At 68.4% G+C, this 17,882-nt stretch carries 22 protein-coding genes and 2 pseudogenes; 10 read left to right on the top strand and 14 right to left on the bottom strand.

Annotation, left to right across the window (positions count from 1 at the left end; genetic code table 11):
• Positions 1-156 precede the first annotated feature (156 nt).
• Positions 157-498, bottom strand: coding sequence for a hypothetical protein (locus ABZ898_RS24055; protein WP_361662477.1), 342 nt, complete (start codon positions 496-498; stop codon positions 157-159).
• A 162-nt stretch (positions 499-660) separates the two neighbouring features.
• Here ABZ898_RS24055 and ABZ898_RS24050 point away from each other — a divergent pair, with 162 nt between their 5' ends.
• The 3 genes from ABZ898_RS24050 to ABZ898_RS24040 are packed head-to-tail and all read left to right on the top strand — an operon-like array spanning position 661 to position 3,651.
• On the top strand, positions 661-1,740 hold the full coding sequence (locus ABZ898_RS24050; RefSeq protein ID WP_361662474.1) for a site-specific integrase: 1,080 nt from the start codon (positions 661-663) through the stop codon (positions 1,738-1,740).
• Entirely contained in the window at positions 1,737-2,069 is a 333-nt protein-coding gene (locus ABZ898_RS24045; RefSeq protein ID WP_361662471.1) for a helix-turn-helix transcriptional regulator, read from the top strand. The genes ABZ898_RS24050 and ABZ898_RS24045 overlap by 4 nt, the downstream gene beginning before the upstream one ends.
• Before the next feature lie 4 nt (positions 2,070-2,073).
• A complete protein-coding gene (locus tag ABZ898_RS24040) occupies positions 2,074-3,651 on the top strand; it encodes a hypothetical protein (RefSeq protein ID WP_361662468.1) in 1,578 nt (525 codons plus the stop codon).
• Between the two features lie 52 nt (positions 3,652-3,703).
• Here the strand turns inward: ABZ898_RS24040 and ABZ898_RS24035 are convergent, their stop codons facing one another.
• From ABZ898_RS24035 to ABZ898_RS24015, 5 genes are all read right to left on the bottom strand, one after another.
• Positions 3,704-4,111 carry a hypothetical protein gene (locus ABZ898_RS24035; protein ID WP_361662465.1) on the bottom strand — a complete coding sequence of 136 codons (408 nt, stop codon included), beginning with the start codon at positions 4,109-4,111 and terminating at the stop codon, positions 3,704-3,706.
• Between the two features lie 258 nt (positions 4,112-4,369).
• Entirely contained in the window at positions 4,370-5,245 is an 876-nt protein-coding gene (locus tag ABZ898_RS24030) for a serine hydrolase domain-containing protein (protein ID WP_361662462.1), read from the bottom strand.
• Between the two features lie 125 nt (positions 5,246-5,370).
• Positions 5,371-5,919, bottom strand: coding sequence for a GNAT family N-acetyltransferase (locus tag ABZ898_RS24025; RefSeq protein ID WP_361662459.1), 549 nt, complete (start codon positions 5,917-5,919; stop codon positions 5,371-5,373).
• 228 nt (positions 5,920-6,147) lie between these two features.
• A complete protein-coding gene (locus ABZ898_RS24020) occupies positions 6,148-7,254 on the bottom strand; it encodes a hypothetical protein (RefSeq protein ID WP_361662456.1) in 1,107 nt (368 codons plus the stop codon).
• Positions 7,255-7,421: 167 nt separating this feature from the next.
• A complete protein-coding gene (locus ABZ898_RS24015; RefSeq protein ID WP_361662453.1) occupies positions 7,422-7,880 on the bottom strand; it encodes a nucleotidyltransferase domain-containing protein in 459 nt (152 codons plus the stop codon).
• 169 nt (positions 7,881-8,049) lie between these two features.
• On the opposite strand from ABZ898_RS24015, the gene ABZ898_RS24010 reads away from it, so the two are divergent.
• Positions 8,050-8,895 carry a hypothetical protein gene (locus ABZ898_RS24010; protein WP_361662450.1) on the top strand — a complete coding sequence of 282 codons (846 nt, stop codon included), beginning with the start codon at positions 8,050-8,052 and terminating at the stop codon, positions 8,893-8,895.
• Between the two features lie 29 nt (positions 8,896-8,924).
• Here the strand turns inward: ABZ898_RS24010 and ABZ898_RS24005 are convergent, their stop codons facing one another.
• On the bottom strand, positions 8,925-9,074 hold the full coding sequence (locus ABZ898_RS24005; protein WP_361662447.1) for a hypothetical protein: 150 nt from the start codon (positions 9,072-9,074) through the stop codon (positions 8,925-8,927).
• A 209-nt stretch (positions 9,075-9,283) separates the two neighbouring features.
• Between ABZ898_RS24005 and ABZ898_RS24000 the strand changes: the two genes are divergently transcribed.
• Positions 9,284-9,940 (top strand): fasciclin domain-containing protein, encoded by a 657-nt coding sequence (locus ABZ898_RS24000; protein WP_361662444.1) that lies wholly within the window; start codon positions 9,284-9,286, stop codon positions 9,938-9,940.
• A 432-nt stretch (positions 9,941-10,372) separates the two neighbouring features.
• On the opposite strand, the gene ABZ898_RS23995 is transcribed toward ABZ898_RS24000, so the two are convergent.
• Together ABZ898_RS23995 and ABZ898_RS23990 are read right to left on the bottom strand one after the other, a co-directional pair.
• Positions 10,373-11,098: an anti-sigma factor gene (locus ABZ898_RS23995; RefSeq protein WP_361662441.1), complete on the bottom strand. Its 726-nt coding sequence runs from the start codon at positions 11,096-11,098 to the stop codon at positions 10,373-10,375.
• Positions 11,095-11,664 carry a sigma-70 family RNA polymerase sigma factor gene (locus ABZ898_RS23990; RefSeq protein WP_361662438.1) on the bottom strand — a complete coding sequence of 190 codons (570 nt, stop codon included), beginning with the start codon at positions 11,662-11,664 and terminating at the stop codon, positions 11,095-11,097. The genes ABZ898_RS23995 and ABZ898_RS23990 overlap by 4 nt, the downstream gene beginning before the upstream one ends.
• A 616-nt stretch (positions 11,665-12,280) precedes the next feature.
• On the opposite strand from ABZ898_RS23990, the gene ABZ898_RS23985 reads away from it, so the two are divergent.
• Positions 12,281-12,586: a hypothetical protein gene (locus ABZ898_RS23985; protein WP_361662436.1), complete on the top strand. Its 306-nt coding sequence runs from the start codon at positions 12,281-12,283 to the stop codon at positions 12,584-12,586.
• Between the two features lie 225 nt (positions 12,587-12,811).
• Positions 12,812-13,054, top strand: coding sequence for a chaplin (locus ABZ898_RS23980; RefSeq protein ID WP_361662434.1), 243 nt, complete (start codon positions 12,812-12,814; stop codon positions 13,052-13,054).
• A gap of 238 nt (positions 13,055-13,292) precedes the next feature.
• On the opposite strand, the gene ABZ898_RS23975 is transcribed toward ABZ898_RS23980, so the two are convergent.
• A complete protein-coding gene (locus ABZ898_RS23975) occupies positions 13,293-13,940 on the bottom strand; it encodes a dihydrofolate reductase family protein (RefSeq protein WP_361662431.1) in 648 nt (215 codons plus the stop codon).
• Positions 13,941-14,196: 256 nt separating this feature from the next.
• Here ABZ898_RS23975 and ABZ898_RS23970 point away from each other — a divergent pair, with 256 nt between their 5' ends.
• On the top strand, positions 14,197-14,592 hold the full coding sequence (locus ABZ898_RS23970; protein ID WP_361662639.1) for a hypothetical protein: 396 nt from the start codon (positions 14,197-14,199) through the stop codon (positions 14,590-14,592).
• A gap of 25 nt (positions 14,593-14,617) precedes the next feature.
• Here ABZ898_RS23970 and ABZ898_RS23965 read toward each other — a convergent pair whose 3' ends face one another.
• Complete coding sequence (locus ABZ898_RS23965) at positions 14,618-15,190, bottom strand: GNAT family protein (protein ID WP_361662428.1); 573 nt, start codon at positions 15,188-15,190, stop codon at positions 14,618-14,620.
• Here ABZ898_RS23965 and ABZ898_RS23960 point away from each other — a divergent pair.
• Complete coding sequence (locus ABZ898_RS23960; protein ID WP_361662425.1) at positions 15,164-15,463, top strand: hypothetical protein; 300 nt, start codon at positions 15,164-15,166, stop codon at positions 15,461-15,463. The two genes, ABZ898_RS23965 and ABZ898_RS23960, sit on opposite strands and share 27 nt — an antisense overlap.
• Positions 15,464-15,542: 79 nt before the next feature.
• Entirely contained in the window at positions 15,543-16,268 is a 726-nt protein-coding gene (locus ABZ898_RS23955; RefSeq protein ID WP_361662422.1) for an SMI1/KNR4 family protein, read from the top strand.
• Between the two features lie 281 nt (positions 16,269-16,549).
• Here the strand turns inward: ABZ898_RS23955 and ABZ898_RS23950 are convergent.
• From ABZ898_RS23950 to ABZ898_RS23940, 3 genes and pseudogenes are all read right to left on the bottom strand, one after another.
• Positions 16,550-16,816, bottom strand: a pseudogene (locus ABZ898_RS23950) (SDR family oxidoreductase); the annotation flags it as partial.
• 29 nt (positions 16,817-16,845) lie between these two features.
• A pseudogene (locus ABZ898_RS23945) lies at positions 16,846-16,905 on the bottom strand (hypothetical protein); the annotation flags it as partial.
• 83 nt (positions 16,906-16,988) lie between these two features.
• Positions 16,989-17,714, bottom strand: a complete 726-nt coding sequence (locus ABZ898_RS23940; RefSeq protein WP_361662419.1) for a dienelactone hydrolase family protein — start codon at positions 17,712-17,714, stop codon at positions 16,989-16,991.
• Positions 17,715-17,882: the final 168 nt, after the last annotated feature.

Here is a 17,882-nt window from a genome sequence, read left to right as displayed (position 1 = left end):
GGAGCCACGCGGGGTTACCGGTGAGTCGCCTCAGCGCGGTGTCTGCGGGACGGGCTCAGGGGGTCCGGCCTGAATCGTGGGTGCTGGACCTGCTGGGGTACGTCGCAGAACGTGAGGCTGCGCGACCTTGCCTGCCTCCAGAACTGGCCTCCCGCGTCACGAGACGCGGCGACCTCCCGCGCACAGCGCGTGGTCGATCAGGGCGCTGCCGGCGTTCTCCTGGGCCAGGATGTGTTCCGGGGTGTCGCCGCGCGCCTCGGACATGGAGACCACGGCGCTTCGACGGCCGTCGTCGGTGACGCCGTTCAGGGTGATGTAACCGCCGTCGCCGCCCTCGTGGCTCCAGTAGGTTCCTCCGCAGGTCAGCGGGCGCTCGACCAGGCCGAGCCCGTATCGCCCACCGGGCCAGAGCTGCTGCACTTCCGCGCTCACGGGGACGGTCTGCTTCATCTCGGAGAGTTGGCGCGGCGGCAGAAGGCGGCCCGAGATGTGCGACATCCCGTGAGTTCCCCTGCGCCCCGCTGATTCGCTGGGCCTGTGGCCAGGGGGTTCTTCGTCTTTCGTGTGCTCTGCTGGCTTGTGACGTAACTTCGGGATTCTTGAAGCGTTCTCATCTCGTCCGACCGATTTGCAGTCGGGTCGAAGGTGAGGGGGCTCGGGTTGGCGGCGCTGTCAGTCGTACGGGACCTGCGTGAGCACTGGGCGCCCGCGTCGGCGGAGGAGCTGGAGCGGTTCGAGACCGATGTGCTGTCAGGGTTCGTACTCGCACGGGCCTCGGCAGGTCTGGCGGACGGTACCATCCGCGGCGACGTCGGTCACCTGGATCAGATCAGGTCTTGGTTCGGCCGGCCGCTGTGGGACATGGAGCCCGCCGATGCGGACGTGTACTTCGGGAAGGTGCTGCGGCAGTCGCCCAGTGGCACTCGGCTGGGCCGGTCGCAGGCGCTGAGCACGTACTTCATGTTCCTGGAGCTGCGGCACAAGGTCGAGATCCATCGGATGACCGGCCGGGTGGTCGAGTGCCCGATTGACGAGATGAACCGGCCGCGCGGGGCCAAGGACGCCCAGCTGCGGATCCCGCCGAGTGAGCCGGAGATCGGGACGTTGTTCACCGCCTGGGGCCGCGAGCTGGCCACCTGCCGGAAGTTCGCCCCGACCGCCCGGAACTACACCGCCTCGAAGTTGATGTCCCAGGTCGGCCTGCGGGTGAGCGAGGTGTGTGGGCTCGACCTGGACGACATCAAGTGGGACCTGGGCCGCTTCGGCAAACTCCACGTCCGTCACGGTAAGGGGGCCCGCGGCTCGGGTCCGCGTGAGCGGATGGTTCCGCTGATCAATGGTGCCGACCGGACAGTGCGGTGGTTCATCGAGGACGTGTGGGGCCAATTCGACGACGATCACACTCGCCCTGGTGCCCCGCTGTTCCCCTCTGAGCGCAAGAACACTGACGGCTCCGCCCGCCGGGTCGGCGACGACGCCCTGCGCAACGGGCTCGACAACGCGGTCCAGGCTCATCTGCCGAGCTGGACGGACAGGTTGACACCGCACGTCCTGCGGCATTTCTGCGCGTCCCAACTCTACGGCAATGGGCTGGACTTGATCGCAATCCAGGAGGTCTTGGGACATTCCTGGATCGCCACCACGATGCGGTATATCCACGTGCAGCAGACCCGGGTCGAGGACGCCTGGGTCGCCGGGATGGAACGGGCCGCGAGGCGGCTGGAAGGACTGGCCCGATGAGGTGGAACCTGCGGCTGACCGCCGCGAGCAAGGGTATCTGGAAGGCGTCCGAGCTCCAGCGGAGCCTGGCCGAGCATGGCCTGGTGATCTCGGCCGGCAAGATGTCCGGGCTGTGGTCTGGCCAGCCGGTCTCGCTCAAGCTGGAGGACCTGGACGTCATCTGCGTGGTCCTCGGCTGCGAGGTGGGAGACCTGCTGATCCCCGAACCGGAGAAGGTCAGCCGCCCTGGCCAGGCGGAGGAAATGGAACGGGCCGCGGTCGGTGCGGGAACCGCCGCACCGAAGGTGATCCCCAAGCGCCGGGACGGCCGGTCGCTGCCGCCGGAGTGATCCGGTGGCACGGTTCCCGAAGGGCTACGTCAAGCCCACCGACTCCTGCGACAGCTGCCTGGCCTGGGGAAACTTCAGCGGCCGTCTCTGCCCCACCTGCTACATGTTCGGCCGCGGCCACGACGCGGCCGTATGCACTGGCTGCCGCCGCGACCAGCCGCTGAAGTGGAACTACTGCCGCCTGTGCTGGTGCCAGGCCCGTCTCAATGCGAAGGCCGTCGTCGGCCGGCCCATGGACGAGACGGACGTGCGGGGCCGGCTCGCCGCCGTCCGGCATCATCAACTGTTCTTCGTCGGCATGCACTACCGCAGGAGACCGACCCTCGCGGCTCGGACGCGCGGAGGACGGCGGGGAGCCACGCGCAAGCCGCCTCCTGCACCGGCCAGGCGCCCGGATCCCGGCTGGCGGCAGCTACCGCTGTTCGCACAGATCCCCCGTGACTACAGCCGGCTCGCCCTGGCCAGCCCATGGCTAGCCTGGGCAAAGTACCTCGCCCACCGGCTCGCCGAGACCCGCGGGTGGGGACGCAACATCCGCTTCGCCGTCAACCGGGGCCTGGCCCTCGTCCTCACCGGCCACGTCGAGGGCGACGTCATCCGGCACACGGAGATCTTCGCCCCGCTGCGGGCCCTGGACCTACCGGTCGGCCACACCGTCACGGTCCTGGACAAGATGGGGATCTTCGAGGACGACAGCGAACCCTCCTTCGAACGCTGGCTCGCCGAGAGGCTGGAGGGTCTCGCGCCCGGCATCCGCTCGGAGGCCGAGCGCTGGACCCGCCTCCTGCGCGACGGCGGCCCCCGCAGCCTCCCGCGGCGGGAAGGCACGGTCTGGCTCTACCTCAACCGGGTCCGCCCGGCCCTGCTGGAATGGTCGAACCCCTACGACCACCTGCGTGAGGTGACCCGCGATGACGTCCTTACCTACATCAAGACACTGCACGGCCACCAGCGCCACGACCAACTCGTCGCCCTGCGCTCGCTGTTCACCTGGGCCAAGCGGAACGGGCTGATCTTCCGCAACCCCACCAGTCGGATCAAGGTCGGGCAATACGAGTACGCCGTGCTGCAACCGCTCGTCCCAGAGCAGGTCGATCGCTCCGTCGCGGCGGCCACCACCCCGGCGACGCGGCTCATCCTCGCCCTCGCAGCGGTCCACGCCGCCCGGGTTGCCCAGATCGCCAACCTCATGCTTGACGACCTCGACATCGGCAACCGTCGGCTGACCATCGCCGGACGTGTCCGCCCGCTCGACGAGCTTACCCTGAAGCTGCTGCTGGACTGGCTGGAGCACCGGCGAAACCGGTGGCCGAACACCGCGAACCTCCACCTGCTGATCAACAACCAGACCGCCACCAGGACCAGCCGCGCCAGCAACCACTGGATCAGCGCTTCGATGCGCGGGCAGGACGCGACGCTGGAGCGGCTCCGCGTCGACCGCCAACTCGAAGAGGCCCTGACGCACGGGCCCGACCCACTCCACCTCGCTGAGGTGTTCGGCCTCGATGAGAAGACCGCGATGCGCTACGCGGACTCCGCACGGGCTCTGCTGCACCAGGCCGCTGAACAGCCACTTCAGTGACGTCTGCTTGACCGGTTCACGCCTTTGCTGAGGATGAGCACGCCAGGCAGAGTCAGCATCCGGGTTCGATCGGCGGAGACGATGTCAGGGCGAGAGCAGCATTCCGCAACTGGGCCGCCCATGTCTGCTGGTCAAGCCCCAACGTGTACTCGATGCAGCAATCGCATTGCGGGATCAGCGCCACGAACGATTGCTCCGCCGCGGTCTCGACCTCCGTCTCCCACCAGTCGTCCGTCGCCAGGTCGGCGGGAGTCATCTCTCCAGCGACGAGTCTCGCCGCCATCCGGCGCAGAGCGTGGCGCCGTGCCAGGCCCCGATCCGGCAGCCCGATCCCGGACTCCGCAAGTGCTTGCTCGAACGCTTCGCGAATATCGCGGGCATCCGCGTTGCGAGGCCAACCGGCGAGCTCGCACAATGTCGGGGTGTCCAGTCCGGCTGCGAGCGCCTCAGCAGCGATCATCGGCAGATCCTCCGGGCGTATCTCATCCGCCTGATAACGACACGCCACCTCACCCAGAGATGTGAGCCCACTCTGCACAGAGGTTTCCGGTTCCGGTGTCGTTCCTTCTGCTCTCATGACTCCTACGGTGTCAGCACTGTTTTCAGGGAAGGCACCCAGGGGTGGGCCCGCTCTGCATCACCCCGTGTGTTCGCATGAACCCGGGGCACGAACCCACGAGAGCACCACCGCCGCCCTCGGGTTCCCACGGAAAGTCCTTCAGTTTCCGTGAACTCGCGGGCCTCGCAGCGCGCGGAGAAGACGGTTCTCATCCCGCGTGGTCGTGGCGAACGAGGTCTCGTGGTCCACGGCGACTTGATCGGTGACGTTCACCAGGGAGTCAGGGCTGAAGAGTTGGTAGCCCTCGGCGTGCGGCCGGGGCAGGGTGGCGGAGGTGCCGGTCCAGCGGGTCTGATCGAGGCCGAGCGGGCGCAGGACTCGGTCCTCGATCTCCTGGTGCGCGGGGTGACCGGTGGCCCGCTCGACGATCATGCCGAGCAGGACGTATCCGGGATTGGAGTACGCCCACCCCCGGCCGGGCCGGAAGACCGGCACGTCAGTCATGGCACGGGCCACCAACTGCTCGGGGCTGTAAACGTCGTGGCGCTGCAGGTAGTACTCGTCCGCCGTGGTGTAGCCGGGCATGACGTTGTTGATGCCGCTGGTGTGCTGGAGCAGTTGACGGACGGTGACCCGTCTGCCGTCGTTGCCGTTGCCCTCCACCACTCCGGGCAGCCAGTGGTCCACGGTGTCGTCCACGGACAGCCGGCCTTCGGCCTCCAACTGAAGCACCACGGTGGCGACCAGCGTCTTGGCTGTGCTGGCCATACGGAAGTACCCGTCGGGGGAGAGGGGGCGGCCGGTGCGCAGGTCGGCAGTGCCACTGGTGGCGACCGATTGCCGACCGTCAGGCGCGATCGTACGAGCCTGCACGCCGCTGACACCGAGGGCGTGGATCGCTTCGGTGTCCCGGCGTAACTGGTCCAGCGAGGCCGAGGAATCCGCGGGCCGGGCGCTGGCGGTGACTGTCCCTGTGGCGAGCAGGATGGCGGCGGATAGCGTTATGGCGAGTCGGATGAGTGAAGTCGGAGGCATGGCCAAAACCTAGGTCCGGCCGCAAAGCGGGGACGATCCGGCGCACCTCAGGTTCGGGAGGGGGATAACCTCCGGTGCCGGGAGCCGATGTGATGAGACGTTGACGGTCACCAGGGAGGGCGATCTCAGCGGGGCGGCACGGCCCTGGACCAACTGCCGAACCACTGCTCGGCACCCCAGTCCTCGTGCCGTTGCACCTCGGTGAACCCCAGCTTCGCCGCGAGGCGCATCGAGCGCTTGTTGGCGGTCTGAGTGGTGAGCACCACCGGCTCGCCGGGCAGCGCCCCGGCGCACCATTCCAGTACAGCCGCGCATGCTTCCGCGGCGTAACCGTGTCCCCAGGACCGCGGCAGGAACAGGTAGCCGAGTTCGGCCTCCGAGGCTCCGGGGTGGACGTGCACGGGATGCTTCGGGTCGCGCCGGTCGAGCGTGACGATCCCGATCATCGCCCCGCCGAGTTCGGCCACGAAGAGGCCAGGGCGCCGCGTGGGAGTCTCGGGCATGGTCCGCTCAAGTTCCTCTCGCTGCCGGGGACCACCGATGTAGGTGCCTACTTCGGGCGAGGCGAACAACTCGATGGCCGCCACACGGTCCCGCGCTTCAGGCTCACGGAGCACGAGCCTCTCGGTCCGGATCGGGGCAGGGGGCCATGCGACGGGTCCCAACTCAGGCATGCGGGCGAGCCAATCAGCAAGCTCGGCAGCGATCAAGGGGTGGTGCCGCACGCTGTTGAAGGCTTGGGCTGCCGACCGCGGGAGCCTGCGGATGTGCCGGCCCAGCAGCGTCCGGAACGCGTTCCCGCTTCCCGGCTCCTGAGCAGCTCCGCTGAGCAGCACGGTCACGGTGTAGGGACAGGTACAAGGTCGGGCGATACAGCCGCCCCCCCGTCGGTCGGCCGTCGGCTAGAAGATGCCAGCCTGCATGTACCGCGTGATGTTCTCCAGGATCTCGCGCAGCCACAAGCTGCGGGCGGCCGGGAGCCGGACCAGGGTGTTCCGGAAGGTGCCCGGGTCGGCGCGGAACGAGTGATGGGGCCGCGGCATGGGCGGGTCGTCGCGGAGAACGCCGTCGGGCATGGTTCCCGATGCGGGTCGGCTCAGGTATGGCTTGGGGAAGGCCAGCCACAACCACACCCCGAACGGCAGTGGCACCGGGTACGCGGCCGCGGCCGGGCCGGTCGGTCTCCAGAGCTCGCCAGTCTGCGGGTGGGTCGGCAGGAGCAGCATGTCGGCGCTCGTGTCGGGCACGGGCAATCCCGGTCCGGCCAGAACGGCGTGCCGCGCAGGCAGGCCCGGCGGCAGCAGGGCATCGAGGGCGCGTTGGAACACCTCCGTGGGCAGGCCGTGCGGGACGGTCACGGGCAAACCGTCCGAGGCTGCCAGCAGATGAGCGAGCGCCTGACCGACCGCCGCTTCCCACCGCGGGCTCCATGACCACCAGTGGTCCAGCCCGAGCAGCGAACCCCATCGAGTGATCGGCTCGACCGGGTGCGTGGCTTTCCCCTCCAACAGCAGCTCCGCCCAGGAGAGCGCCGTGCTCTCGGTGCCATCGACGGCGACGCGGCGCACGGCCTCCGGCGCGAGCCACACCGCCTGCCAGAGGGAGCAGTCGTCGATCCGGTTCGCCACGGGCAGGCCGCATGCCTCACAGGCCATGTTGGGTCCGTCACCCCAGTCCAGGCCGCAGCAGTAGCCGCCGGCCGCCTCCGGGATGAGTGTGGTGCCGCGCGCGTCCCCGGGTGCGATGACGATCGGGCCGGGCGCGCACTCGGACCATGCGTCGTCCGGCGCGTGGACGCGGCGGGCCGCCGCTTCGTCCGGATCGATCTCGTCCCACCTCCGCCACGGCGGCCCGAACGGCTCCGGGTTCACGGCGAACGTGCCCGACTCCATGAGCACCGGCAGCTGAATCCCGTTCCCGTACTTCTGATGCGCGTGGACCGGCAGCGCGACCTGGGACAGCGGGACGGTGAGCCTTGCACCGCACCCCGCACACACGAAAACGAACAAACATCCCCCGCCGAAGAAACGGAGGTCATCGTCGCAGCTCCGAGGCGGACCGGCCAACGTGTTTTCGCTCCGCAGTCATGCCGGTGCAGTGTGGCGGTCGGCAACGACAACCCGCCCTGCTCCCCGGTCGCAAGAGTCCGAGGACCCGTCGGTGAGCCGCTGGTTGATCAGCAGGCGGCGAGAAGCTCGGCAAGGACGCCTGCCGGGTCGTACAAGACCCGGGCGCCGTCGGTGACGACCCGATGCGTCCCCGGATCGACAGGATCTGTCTTGGCCCAGGTCGGCGAACCGATGCCCAGCTCGACTTCGAGGCCAGAAGCCGTGGCAAAGCGTCGTTCTGTGATCGGTCCCCACGATTGAGTGCGGATCAGTTCGCCCAGCCCGAGTTCCCCGGCCCAGCCATCCTCCCGTAGATACAGGGACTCATCCGTGGTGAGTAGGACGACGTCGACGTCGGAGTCCGGCTGCGCGGTGTTGCCGACGCAGGACCCGACCAAGAGCAGGCCGACGATGTCTCCGCGTCCCGTCGCCCATCGTGTGATCCGGCCGACCACCTGATTGATCTCGCTGCCGCGCTCCGGCGACAGCGCGGTCGGAGGATTCACTGGCTGATCGTCGTGATGCACCTTGAACGTTCCTCGCTGATCGCCCGCGCCGACTGGCTCGGGCAGTTTCTCAGGCGGCTGCCGCGACACTGCGTGCGAGTGCCGCGATCCGGTGTTTGTGATCAAGCAGTGATTGACACCAGCACTGATCACGTCGGAAGGTGCTTGCTCGAACAGCTGGGGTGGGGACGTGGAACAGCAGCAGTACGTGGAGAGATGCTCAGAACTCTTCGCCGTGGGTGGCTACGGGGCTGTGCGAGCAGCGGCCGAAGCGGGGCTGGAGGAACACGGACCGGACCCGGTCCTCTTCCGCTGGCTCGGACAGGCACATGCCGCGGAAGACGACGAGGACCACGATCGTGAGGCTGAGTCCGCGTATCGGAAGGGCCTCGAACTGGCGGCGGACGACCTCGGACTCCTGGTGTCCTATCTGGAACTGTGTCTGCGCTCGGACTCTTTCGATTACCCGGGGCGGGCGCGCCACGCTGTGGTCCTGCAGGAACGGATCGAAGAGCTGGCCCCACCGGGGTCCACCGAACGTGCGCGAGTCGACAGTGTGACGGGCTGGGCCGGACGGGGCTACTGGGACGACCTGAACGTCACCATTGCTCAAGGGGTAGCACAGCAGGAAGCCACCGCGGACCAGAGCGTGCTGGTCACCGACGCGCTACGGCGAGCCGCCCGAGGCGAGTCCGCCGAGGACACTGGGGAAGACCTCCAGGCCGCTGAACTCGCCGCGGCGGTCGAGCTGCTCCAGGGGCCCTGGAACGCGCCACTGCGCCTGCTTCTCGCGCACCGGGTCGCAGCGTACGTACTGACGTTCATCGCAGCGCTGAGCCTGAACAAGGCCCTGGTGTGGAGCGGGGTGTTGGACTTCAGCCTGTGGGGCTGGCTGTTCTGGATTCCCATGCTCGCCGCCGAAGCCAAGCTCCGCCAGGCCAAGAAGCTCGGGCGGGAGCGTGTCATCGCGCGCATCCAGGCACGCCACGACGCAACGCACCTGCCTGCCGGCCCACCCGAGAGCACACCTGTGTGAGTACGCCAGTAAGCGGGTGAGGGTGCTTGTCAGCTCGGATGCGGTCTGATCAGGCTCAGAACCTCGTCCGTGGTCCGGACGTCGCCGAACGACCGGTAGACCGTGTGCAGCGCGGCATTGTGGTCCTCGTCGCGCCGGGCCGCGTTCGCGTCGGCCACCATGAGCACGCGTATGGGCATCGCCCCGTACCTGCACGCGCGATTCACCCTTGAGGGTGATCTGACCAATCCGCGCCGGCTGCGGAAACGGATTCCACGCGTGAAGGAGGACCGGACCGATCGCCGGCGGCAGTCTGCCGTTTGGGCCGGCGGGAGTTGTGGGCCGTGTCGTTCCTCCGCGTCGCTTCTGAACGGCAGCGTCGTGCTGCAGCCCTGGACTGGAGACTGAGATGAACACCCGTACCGGTCGCACCGTCGGCCTTCTCGCCGCCGCCGTCGCGATGCCGCTGGCCCTGACCGCCTGCTCCGGCAGCGACGACTCCGCGAAGTCCGATTCTTTGAAGACGTCGGCGTCGGCGTCGGCGAGCGCTGGCACGACCGACTCCTCCGGCGCCGGGGCGAGCAGCATGGACGAGCCGTTCGGTGCGGCCTGTTCCTCGGTGCCGAAGGACGGGGCGGGCTCGTTCGACGGCATGGCCAAGGACCCGGTGGCCACCGCCGCCTCGAACAACCCGGCGCTGTCCACCCTGGTCTCGGCGGTCAAGAAGGCCGGCCTGGTCGACACCCTGAACAACGCCCAGAACATCACGGTGTTCGCGCCGACCAACGACGCCTTCGACAAGATCCCGAAGGCCACCCTGGACAAGGTCCTCAACGACAAGGCCCAGCTCACCAAGATCCTGACCTACCACGTCGTAGGCAAGAAGCTGGCTCCGAAGGACCTGGAGAACGGCTCCTTCGACACCCTGGAGAAGTCGAAGGTCATGACCGCCGGTATGGGCGAGTCCTACACCGTGAACGACTCCGCCAAGGTCGTCTGCGGCAACGTGAAGACCGCCAACGCCAACGTCTACATCATCGACACCGTCCTGATGCCCAAGAGCTGACCCGCGATCGACGCGACGACTGCCGACCGGGACGTTCGACGAAAGCGTCCCGGTGCGGTTGCCCGTGGTGGCTGCCGGTCCTGATGGGGTCGGCAGCCACCGGGCGACTGCCCGGCGCACGGTCCAGGACGTGTAGAGAGAGGGGAGCCCCCGCATGGATGACGAGCGTTCGGGGTCCACGCCACCACCCGCCAATGCTTTCGTCCCTGTGCCGGGCTGCTGGCTGTGTGCTGTGCTGGCAGCGGTCGCCCGTGACGCCTGGTGGGGTGTGGACGGTCTGACGCTCCGGGATTGGCTCTCCGTCACCGCGGACGGCCTGGCGCACCGCATGACCGCTCACACCGATGACGAACCTTCGTGCGAGGGCTGTGGCGTGTCACTCGTGGCTGACCCCGCAGAACCCCGGTGACGAGGAAGGGCGCGGAGGACGCCTCACAGCTCGACGATGGTCAGGGGCGTGCTGGTCGGCTGTCGTGAACCCCCGGCGGGTTCGGCGGTGACGCCGACGGCCGTGGCACGGCCGAGGGCGCCGAGCAGGACCCGCGCTTGTTCGCCGCCCGATCCGGACAGCAGGCCGGCCGGCCGGTAGACGCCGTTGTCGGCGTACCACAGTTGATACACCCGTTCCTGGCCGAGAGCCGGCAGACCAGACGCGACGAAGGCCGTCTTGTCTTCCCGCCGCGAGACGATCACGCTCGCTTGTCCGCCCTTGCTCATCGCGCCCGTACGCAGGACGGCGTCAGGAGCCGTGAGCACTTCTGCCAGGGCGTTCGCGCGCTGTTCCTCGCGCAGGGCCGTACGATCCGCGTCGCGCGCCTCCTCGTGCTGCCACCAGGCGATCGACCCACCGGCCACTGCCGCCGCGAGACACGCGGCGAGCGCCCAGGGCAGCAGCCGTTGCCCGCGGCTCGCACGCCGGACAGGAGCCTCCTGCCGCGTGTGGTGGATCTCCTCCAGCACGCGAGCGCGCAGGGTGTCGTCCGGGGGCAGTGCGCCGGCCTCGGCGAGCCCGACGATCGCCGCCATGAGCTGCTCCGCCTCCGCTCGGCAGGCGGCGCAGGCAGCGAGATGGTTCTCGAACGCTGCCCGTTCGTCCGGGGGCAGCGCGTCGAGGACGTAGGCGCCCACGGATGCGTGGAGGTCGGGTTCGTGATTCATCGCCCGGCCTCCAGACACTCACGCAGACGGTGCAGACCGGTGCGCATGCGGGTTTTCACGGTGCCGGCCGGTCTGCTCAAGGCATGGGCCACCTCGTCGTAGGTGAGGCCCTCGTAGTAGGCCAGCACCAGCGGCACTCTCAGTTCGCGGTTCAACGCCGCCAGGCAGCGATAGAGCCGACGTTGCTCGTCCCGGCCCTCCACCAGCTCGGCCACCATGTCGAACGGTCGCTCGCTGTTGCACAGGGCAGCCCTACGCTCGCGCTCCGAGGCCGCCTGCGCCGAACGCACCCGGTCCACAGCGCGATGGTGCGCCAGCGCGAACACCCAGGTCCGCGCCGACGCGCGCTCGGGACGGAAGCGGGCCGCTGTGCGCCAGACCTCGATCATGACTTCCTGCGCGACCTCCTCAGCCTGAGACGCGTCGCGGACCACACGCAGGACGAGGCCCCGCACCGCGCCGGACAGGCCGTCGTACAGCAGGGCGAACGCCTCCTCGCTGCCATGCGCGGCCTCGGTCAGGTACCTGTCGAAACGCTGGTCGGCGGCGGACCTGTTCTGGTGCATACGTGCCGGTCCTCTCCCGCCGTCGCGCGTCACCGACCTCGGCCCTGGCCTCCAGACTGGCCTCCAGGCAGCGCCTGCGCACCCGCTGGGCATCGCGATGCCGCGGACTGCGTCCGTTCGGCCCTGCCCGCGCGTCGTCCTCGCCTGTCGTGCGAGGACCATCGCTCGCGAACGGGTGCGTGGTGATGCCCGGCAGGCTCCGGGATCAGCCGTGGCCGGATTCCTCCAGCGTGAACGACGGGTGTCTCCACCTGGCCCGCAGTCGCTCGGTGTCGAAACTTCGCCCCGCGTCGCTGACTTCCACTCTCACAACGGAGCGGAGGTGGCCCGCACGACGAAGCGTCCATGCGACGCACACCTCGCGAAGGCGTGCGCGTATGGCCTCGACGGAGTCGCTCGAGGCGCAGCCGAAACGGTGGGCATCGAGATTCATGACGGATCACCTTCTGGGAATTCGTAGTGGACGGCCCTGCGGATGCCGCTGCCGGCCCGCCTGCGCTTCACGTCGCCCCGTGGCTCGATGACCGAGAAAAGACGCAAAAATGGTCAAACCGTAGCGCTCCTGGGTCCGAATCACAGGCAGAGAGTCCTCAAGATTCGGGAGGAGATGCACCCGATGCGCCCACTCAAGATGAAGCGGCTCGCTGTCCTCGCGGCGGCCGGGGCGATGCTGGCCGGCGGCGCTGCCATCGGCACGGCGGGTACTGCTGCGGCATCCACACCCACCTCGGCGCCTGCCTCACACAGTCAGCATCACAGCGACCGAGGCGATGGCCATCGCGGCTCGCATGGCTACGGGCATGACCACTGGCGCGGCGACCGGCATCACAACCGGTACCACGACGGGCATGGCTACTCGCACCACCGCTGGCACAACAGCTGGTGGAGCGATGGCTGCTGGCACTCCGGATACTGGTACTGATCCGGCCTGCTGGTGAGTAACGGAAAGGGCGGCCACCGCCATCGAGGTGGCCGCCCCCTCCATGACCTGAAAGCTCGCGCGCATGGCCGCTTTGCGCCTTTCGGGTGAATGCGTATCAATAGGGCCATCCTTGTGCAGCTCCGGCCCGGATTACCGGCGTCCGACGCGAACAGCGCGCCGGACGGGCGGCCAGATCCGCCGCCAGATCTGTGAAGGAGAAGAAACATGATGGCTCGTGCGATGCGTGGCGCCGGTCTGCTGATCGCGTCCGGTGCCGTGGTGCTGGGCGGCTCCGCCGTGGCGTCCGCGGACGCCGACGCGCAGGGCGCTGCCGTGGGTTCCCCGGGCGTGCTGTCCGGCAACGTGCTGCAGATCCCGGTGAACATCCCGATCAACGCCTGCGGCAACTCGGTCAACGTGCTCGCCCTGCTCAACCCGGCCTTCGGCAACACCTGCGCCAACCTCTGACAGCACAGGTGATCAACTGATCCCGTCCGCCGCTGACGTCCCTGAGAGGAATGAGGCGGCGGGCGAGTGGCTGAGGTGACGATTCCGCGTCGTCGTAGCCGATGACGGGGAATCACACTGGTGCGCTCACCGCTGTGCCAGCCGGTGACGGTAGCTACGGGCCGCCGTGACGGTTGCGGCCAGCGTCATTCTTGGCGGCACGCTCAATCCACTGGGGGCACGGCGTGGAGTCGTCGTCTCACTTTCGCCAGAACAGATGGTGCGTCATACCGCTGGGGCTCGGTACGACCTCCAGGTGGAACCGGTCGAGCAGCTCATCGGGGGAGTCCCAGAGCCGCAGTCCGGAACCGAGCTTCACCGGGGACACCGCCACGTGCATGGTGTCCACGAGGTCGGCATCCAGGAACTGCCGGACGGTGCTGACTCCGCCGCCGAGTCGGACATCCTTGCCCTGAGCCGCTTCTCGTGCCTGCTCAAGGACCGCGGCCGGTTCGCCGGCGACGAAGTGGAACGTGGTGTCGGAGAGCGTGAACGAGGGACGCTCATGGTGGGTCATGACGAACACCGGAGTGTGAAACGGGGGCTCGTCACCCCACCAGCCGGACCACTCGTGATCTGCCCAGGGCCCGCGCTGCGGCCCGAACTTGTTGCGGCCCATGATCTCCGCGCCGATGTTCCGTGCGAAATCCCGCGTGAGGTAGTCGTCGAGGCCCCGGCTGCCCCCGTGGTCCGTGCGCATCGGCCAGCTCGCCGTGGCGCCGGCCCACGAGAACAGCTTCGCGGGATCGATGCCGTGACCGAACGGGTTCTCAAGCGTCTGGTCCTCGCCGGCGCCGATGCCGTCACTTGAGACGGTGAAGTTCTGCACTCTCAACAGCTGGGGCACGTGTCTCCTCCTGCGTTGCCGATGACAGTCATGGGACTCCCCGGGCCGCGAAAACTCATCGCCGTGTCGCAGGGTGGGTCAGGGACGACTTGGGCCGGTCGAAACCGAACCAGCCGCACGGCCAGACCTGCACCGGCCGCGGGCCTTGCGAACCCGGTGATCACGTACTCATGCCGGTGGTCAATCAACTACTCAGCCACAACTGAGTACGCGCCCGCTGCCGACCTGACGGGCGAGCGGGGACGCTGAAGCCATGATGAGTGCTTACCTGAAGAAGTCTGCCGCCCGGCCCCTGCCCCTCGTGCTCTACGCCGTCGTCTCCGCCGCGCTGTGGGCGGCGTGGCTCGGCTGGGACCAGCAGCGGGACATGCACCCCGACGGCTCCTCGACCGGCCCGTACGAGCCGTGGCAGGTGATCGGGCTGGTGCTGACCCTGCTCGTGCCGGTGTGCTGGGGTGTGCTGCGGCGCCATGTCCCGGGCGTGGTGGTCGGTACGACGGCGGGTCTCACCATCGCCGCCTTCTACGACTGGTCGGACGACGCCACCGGGCTGTTCGGGGTCGGCGTGACGCTGGTCCTGCTGGGCAGCCTCGCCGCGACCAGCACCGTGGCCGCCGCCCTGAGACGTGGAGACGTGTCCGGCCCCGCGTGACGAGCCGACCGTACGGGCCTCGGCCCTACTGGCTGGCTGTGGGTGTGGCTGTCGGGTGCCACTCACGGCGGAGAAGGCCGAAGACCCAGGAGTCGGAGACGTCGCCGTTGACCACGCAGTCCTCGCGGAGGGTGCCCTCGCGGACGAAACCGAGCTTTCCCAGGACTCGGGCCGACGCCACATTGCGGGTGTCCGTCTCGGCCTGGACGCGGTTGAGGTCGAGCGTTTCGAACGCCCACCGCAGGACGGCGTGCGCGCTCTCGGTGGCGTAGCCGTGGCCCCATGTGGCGGCATCGAAGACGTAGCCCAGGGACGCGCTGCGGAAGTCCGGGTTCCAGTTGGTCAGGCCGCACCAGCCGATGAACGCTCCGTCGGAGGCGCGGTCCACGGCCACCCGTGCTCCCGTGCCTTCCGCCTCGATCGTCCGGCAGGTCGCGATGAACCGCTGGGCGCGGGCCGGATCGGTCCACGGCGGGGAGTCCCAGTAGCGGAGCACGTGGGCGTTGCTGTGTAGTTCGTAGAGCGGGGTCGCGTCGGTGTCGGCGAACGGCCGTAGTCGCAGACGACCGGTGTGCAGCTCGGGGGTGGGCAAGGTCATGCGGAGCATCCTGCCGCGAAGTGGGCTCATGCCTGTTGGATCGCCGGCCAGATCGCTGACGGATCCCTGGATCCCGCCGCCGGCACCCACATCATCCGGGCGGACATCGCCTACGGCCTCGGCTACCCCATAGAACTCGAACCTCTTGTCCACTGCGCGTACAACCTGGACTGCTGGGAGGACAACTGGGGAGTCTCTGTCGAGGCACTCAACCGGGAAGCGGTGGAGGCGGCGAAGAAGTTCCTCAGCCGGGAACAGGCAGCCGGGGCGTGAGTCGTTTCCATGGTCGGCCGCTGACGCGGTGAGTCGGGGCGCGGCGAGCGCCAGTGAGCGGGAAAGTTATCGTCCTGGCATGACACGAGAGTTCGATCTCGCCACGTCCCTCGCCGGCGCTGTAGAAGACCCCGGTGGCGCATGGAACTTCATCCGGGGCTTCGCCGCCCACTGGGCCGGCGTCGTGGAGATCGGGGACGGGTGGGCGGAGAGCGAGCTGGTCGCTGCCGAAGAGAGGCTGGGTGTCCGGCTGCCGCCGGTGCTGCGTGAGGCGTATCTGCTGTTCGGACGTCGTCGGGATCTGACGAGCAACCATGATGTACTGCTCGGTCCGGCCGAGTTGTACGTGGATGACAGCAAGGAGGCCCTGGTCTTTCGGCACGAGAACCAGGGGGCCGCATCCTGGGGCATCCTCCTCGACAGCCTCCAGGACGACGACCCCGCGGTGTTCATCCGGCCCGACCTGGCCGACAAGAGCGCCGAGCGCTGGGAGGAATGGGTGGAGCGTCTTTCCCTCTCCTTCGTGGAGATCGTTCTGTCCGAATCCCTGCACGCTGATGGAGAACTCTGCGACTTCCTCGACCCGGACGACGAGAGCCTCGCGCTGCTGGAGGCGAATGCCGCCCGGCTGCCGTTCCCGGCCTATCCACTCGGTGAGGAGGAGCACGCGATCCGGTGGTTCCTGGGCCAGGACGCTCTCCTGCGCGACGACGGCATGGCCATCCTGGCCCGCGGCCGGACGGCGGAAGACCTCGATCGCGTTCGTGACCTGATCCCGGGTGACTGGCTCAACGACTACCGCTGACCGAGGCGCCGTAGCCCCGAATCCGACCTACCAAGCCACCCTGGTCAGCTGCTGCAGCCGCCGCAGGAGGACCCGCATGACGAGCTGCCGCAGGAGTGGCCCGAGTCACCGACTCACTCGTCGAGGATGTTCACGCCTTCACCAAGGGCGCGCAGCAGGACGACTTGGCGGTACTGGCCTTGCGCAGCGCGCCGTAGCGGATCAGCATGACCGGCGGTGACGTCGTGGCCCTCCTCATGGCGCGCATGCTGTGGGCCCTTCGGTTCGGCAGTGGCTGTGGCTCAGGTGAGTCCGCCCGTCACCCGAAGGTTCTGGCCGGTGATCCACCTGCCGTCTGGGCCTGCGAGGAAGGCTACGACATCCGCGATGTCGGCCGGTTGGCCCAGTCGTCCAAGAGGTGTCATGCCGATGACCGCTTGGATGGCTTGCGGGGGATTGGTTCCACTGAGCAGCTCGGTGTCGGTCGCACCGGGGGAGACGGTGTCGACCGTGATGCCACGTTGCCCGAGTTCCCGGGCGGCGATGGCAGACAACTGCTCGAGACCACGCTCGCTCCGTCGCGGCACAACCGTTCAACGATCGCCCGGCCGATCCCTCGGGATCCGCCCGTGATGACGGCAGTTTTGTCCCTGAGCACTGTTCCTCCGCACCGGCAGCAAAAACGATCTAGGCCGCTCGAACTCAGTGGTGCCACTGCTCCTGTTTCGGTGGGTCACCGGATCACTGCGTTACGGGCACGCACTCGGTGAGCAGGTCCAGGACATCGCGCCAAGCTCGCTGTGCGTGCCGTGGGTGGTAGCCGACACCGGGGGGCGCGGCGTGGTCGACCGGTGGGTGGTGGAAAGCGTGCAACGCTCCGCCGTAGACCGTGAGGCGCCAGTCGACGCCTGCGGCCTGCATCTCGGCGGTGAAGGCCTCCCGTTGCGCGGGCGGCATGATCGAGTCTTCCGACCCGACTCCGGCCCACACCGGGCAGCGAATACGTGCCGCTTCGTCCGGTCGGCCCGTGGTGAGTGCGTTGACTGTCCCGATCGCGCGCAGGTCGACGCCATCGCGCCCGAGTTCCAAGGCGATGGCGCCCCCGGTGCCGTAACCGATCGCCGCGATGCGGTCGAGGTCGGCCCGCGATTCGGTGCGCAACACGTCAAGCGCGGCGTGGCCGATGCACCGCATCCGGTCGGGATCGGCGAGCAGCGGCAGGCAACGGGCCAGCATCTCCTCGGGATCGCTCAGGTAGCGACCGCCGTGCAGGTCGAAGGCCAGTGCCACGTACCCCAACTCCGCCAGGGCCTCGGCCCGGCCACGCTCGACGTGACTGAGTCCCATCCCCTCGGGCCCGATCAGGACCGCGGGCCGACGATCGGCTCCGGACGGAAGCGCGAGGTGCCCGATCATCGTCAGGTTGTCGGCTGGATACTCCACTGAACGCGTGGTGACCGTCGTCATGGGACTGAACGGTAGTGACCGTCAAGTTCGCACGGACGGTTGTTCACCGCTGGCGGAAGAGGGTCTGTCTCGGCTGCGTCTTCAGGGCAAGCGCGACCTGAACTACGACGGACTGGGTGCCGCCGAAGCCAGAGCGTCGGGCCTCCGCGGACCCTCCCCGCGCGCTGA

The organism is Streptomyces sp. NPDC046860 (assembly GCF_040645115.1).
GTDB lineage: Bacteria > Actinomycetota > Actinomycetes > Streptomycetales > Streptomycetaceae > Streptomyces.
This window is presented reverse-complemented; position numbering and strand designations above follow the sequence as displayed.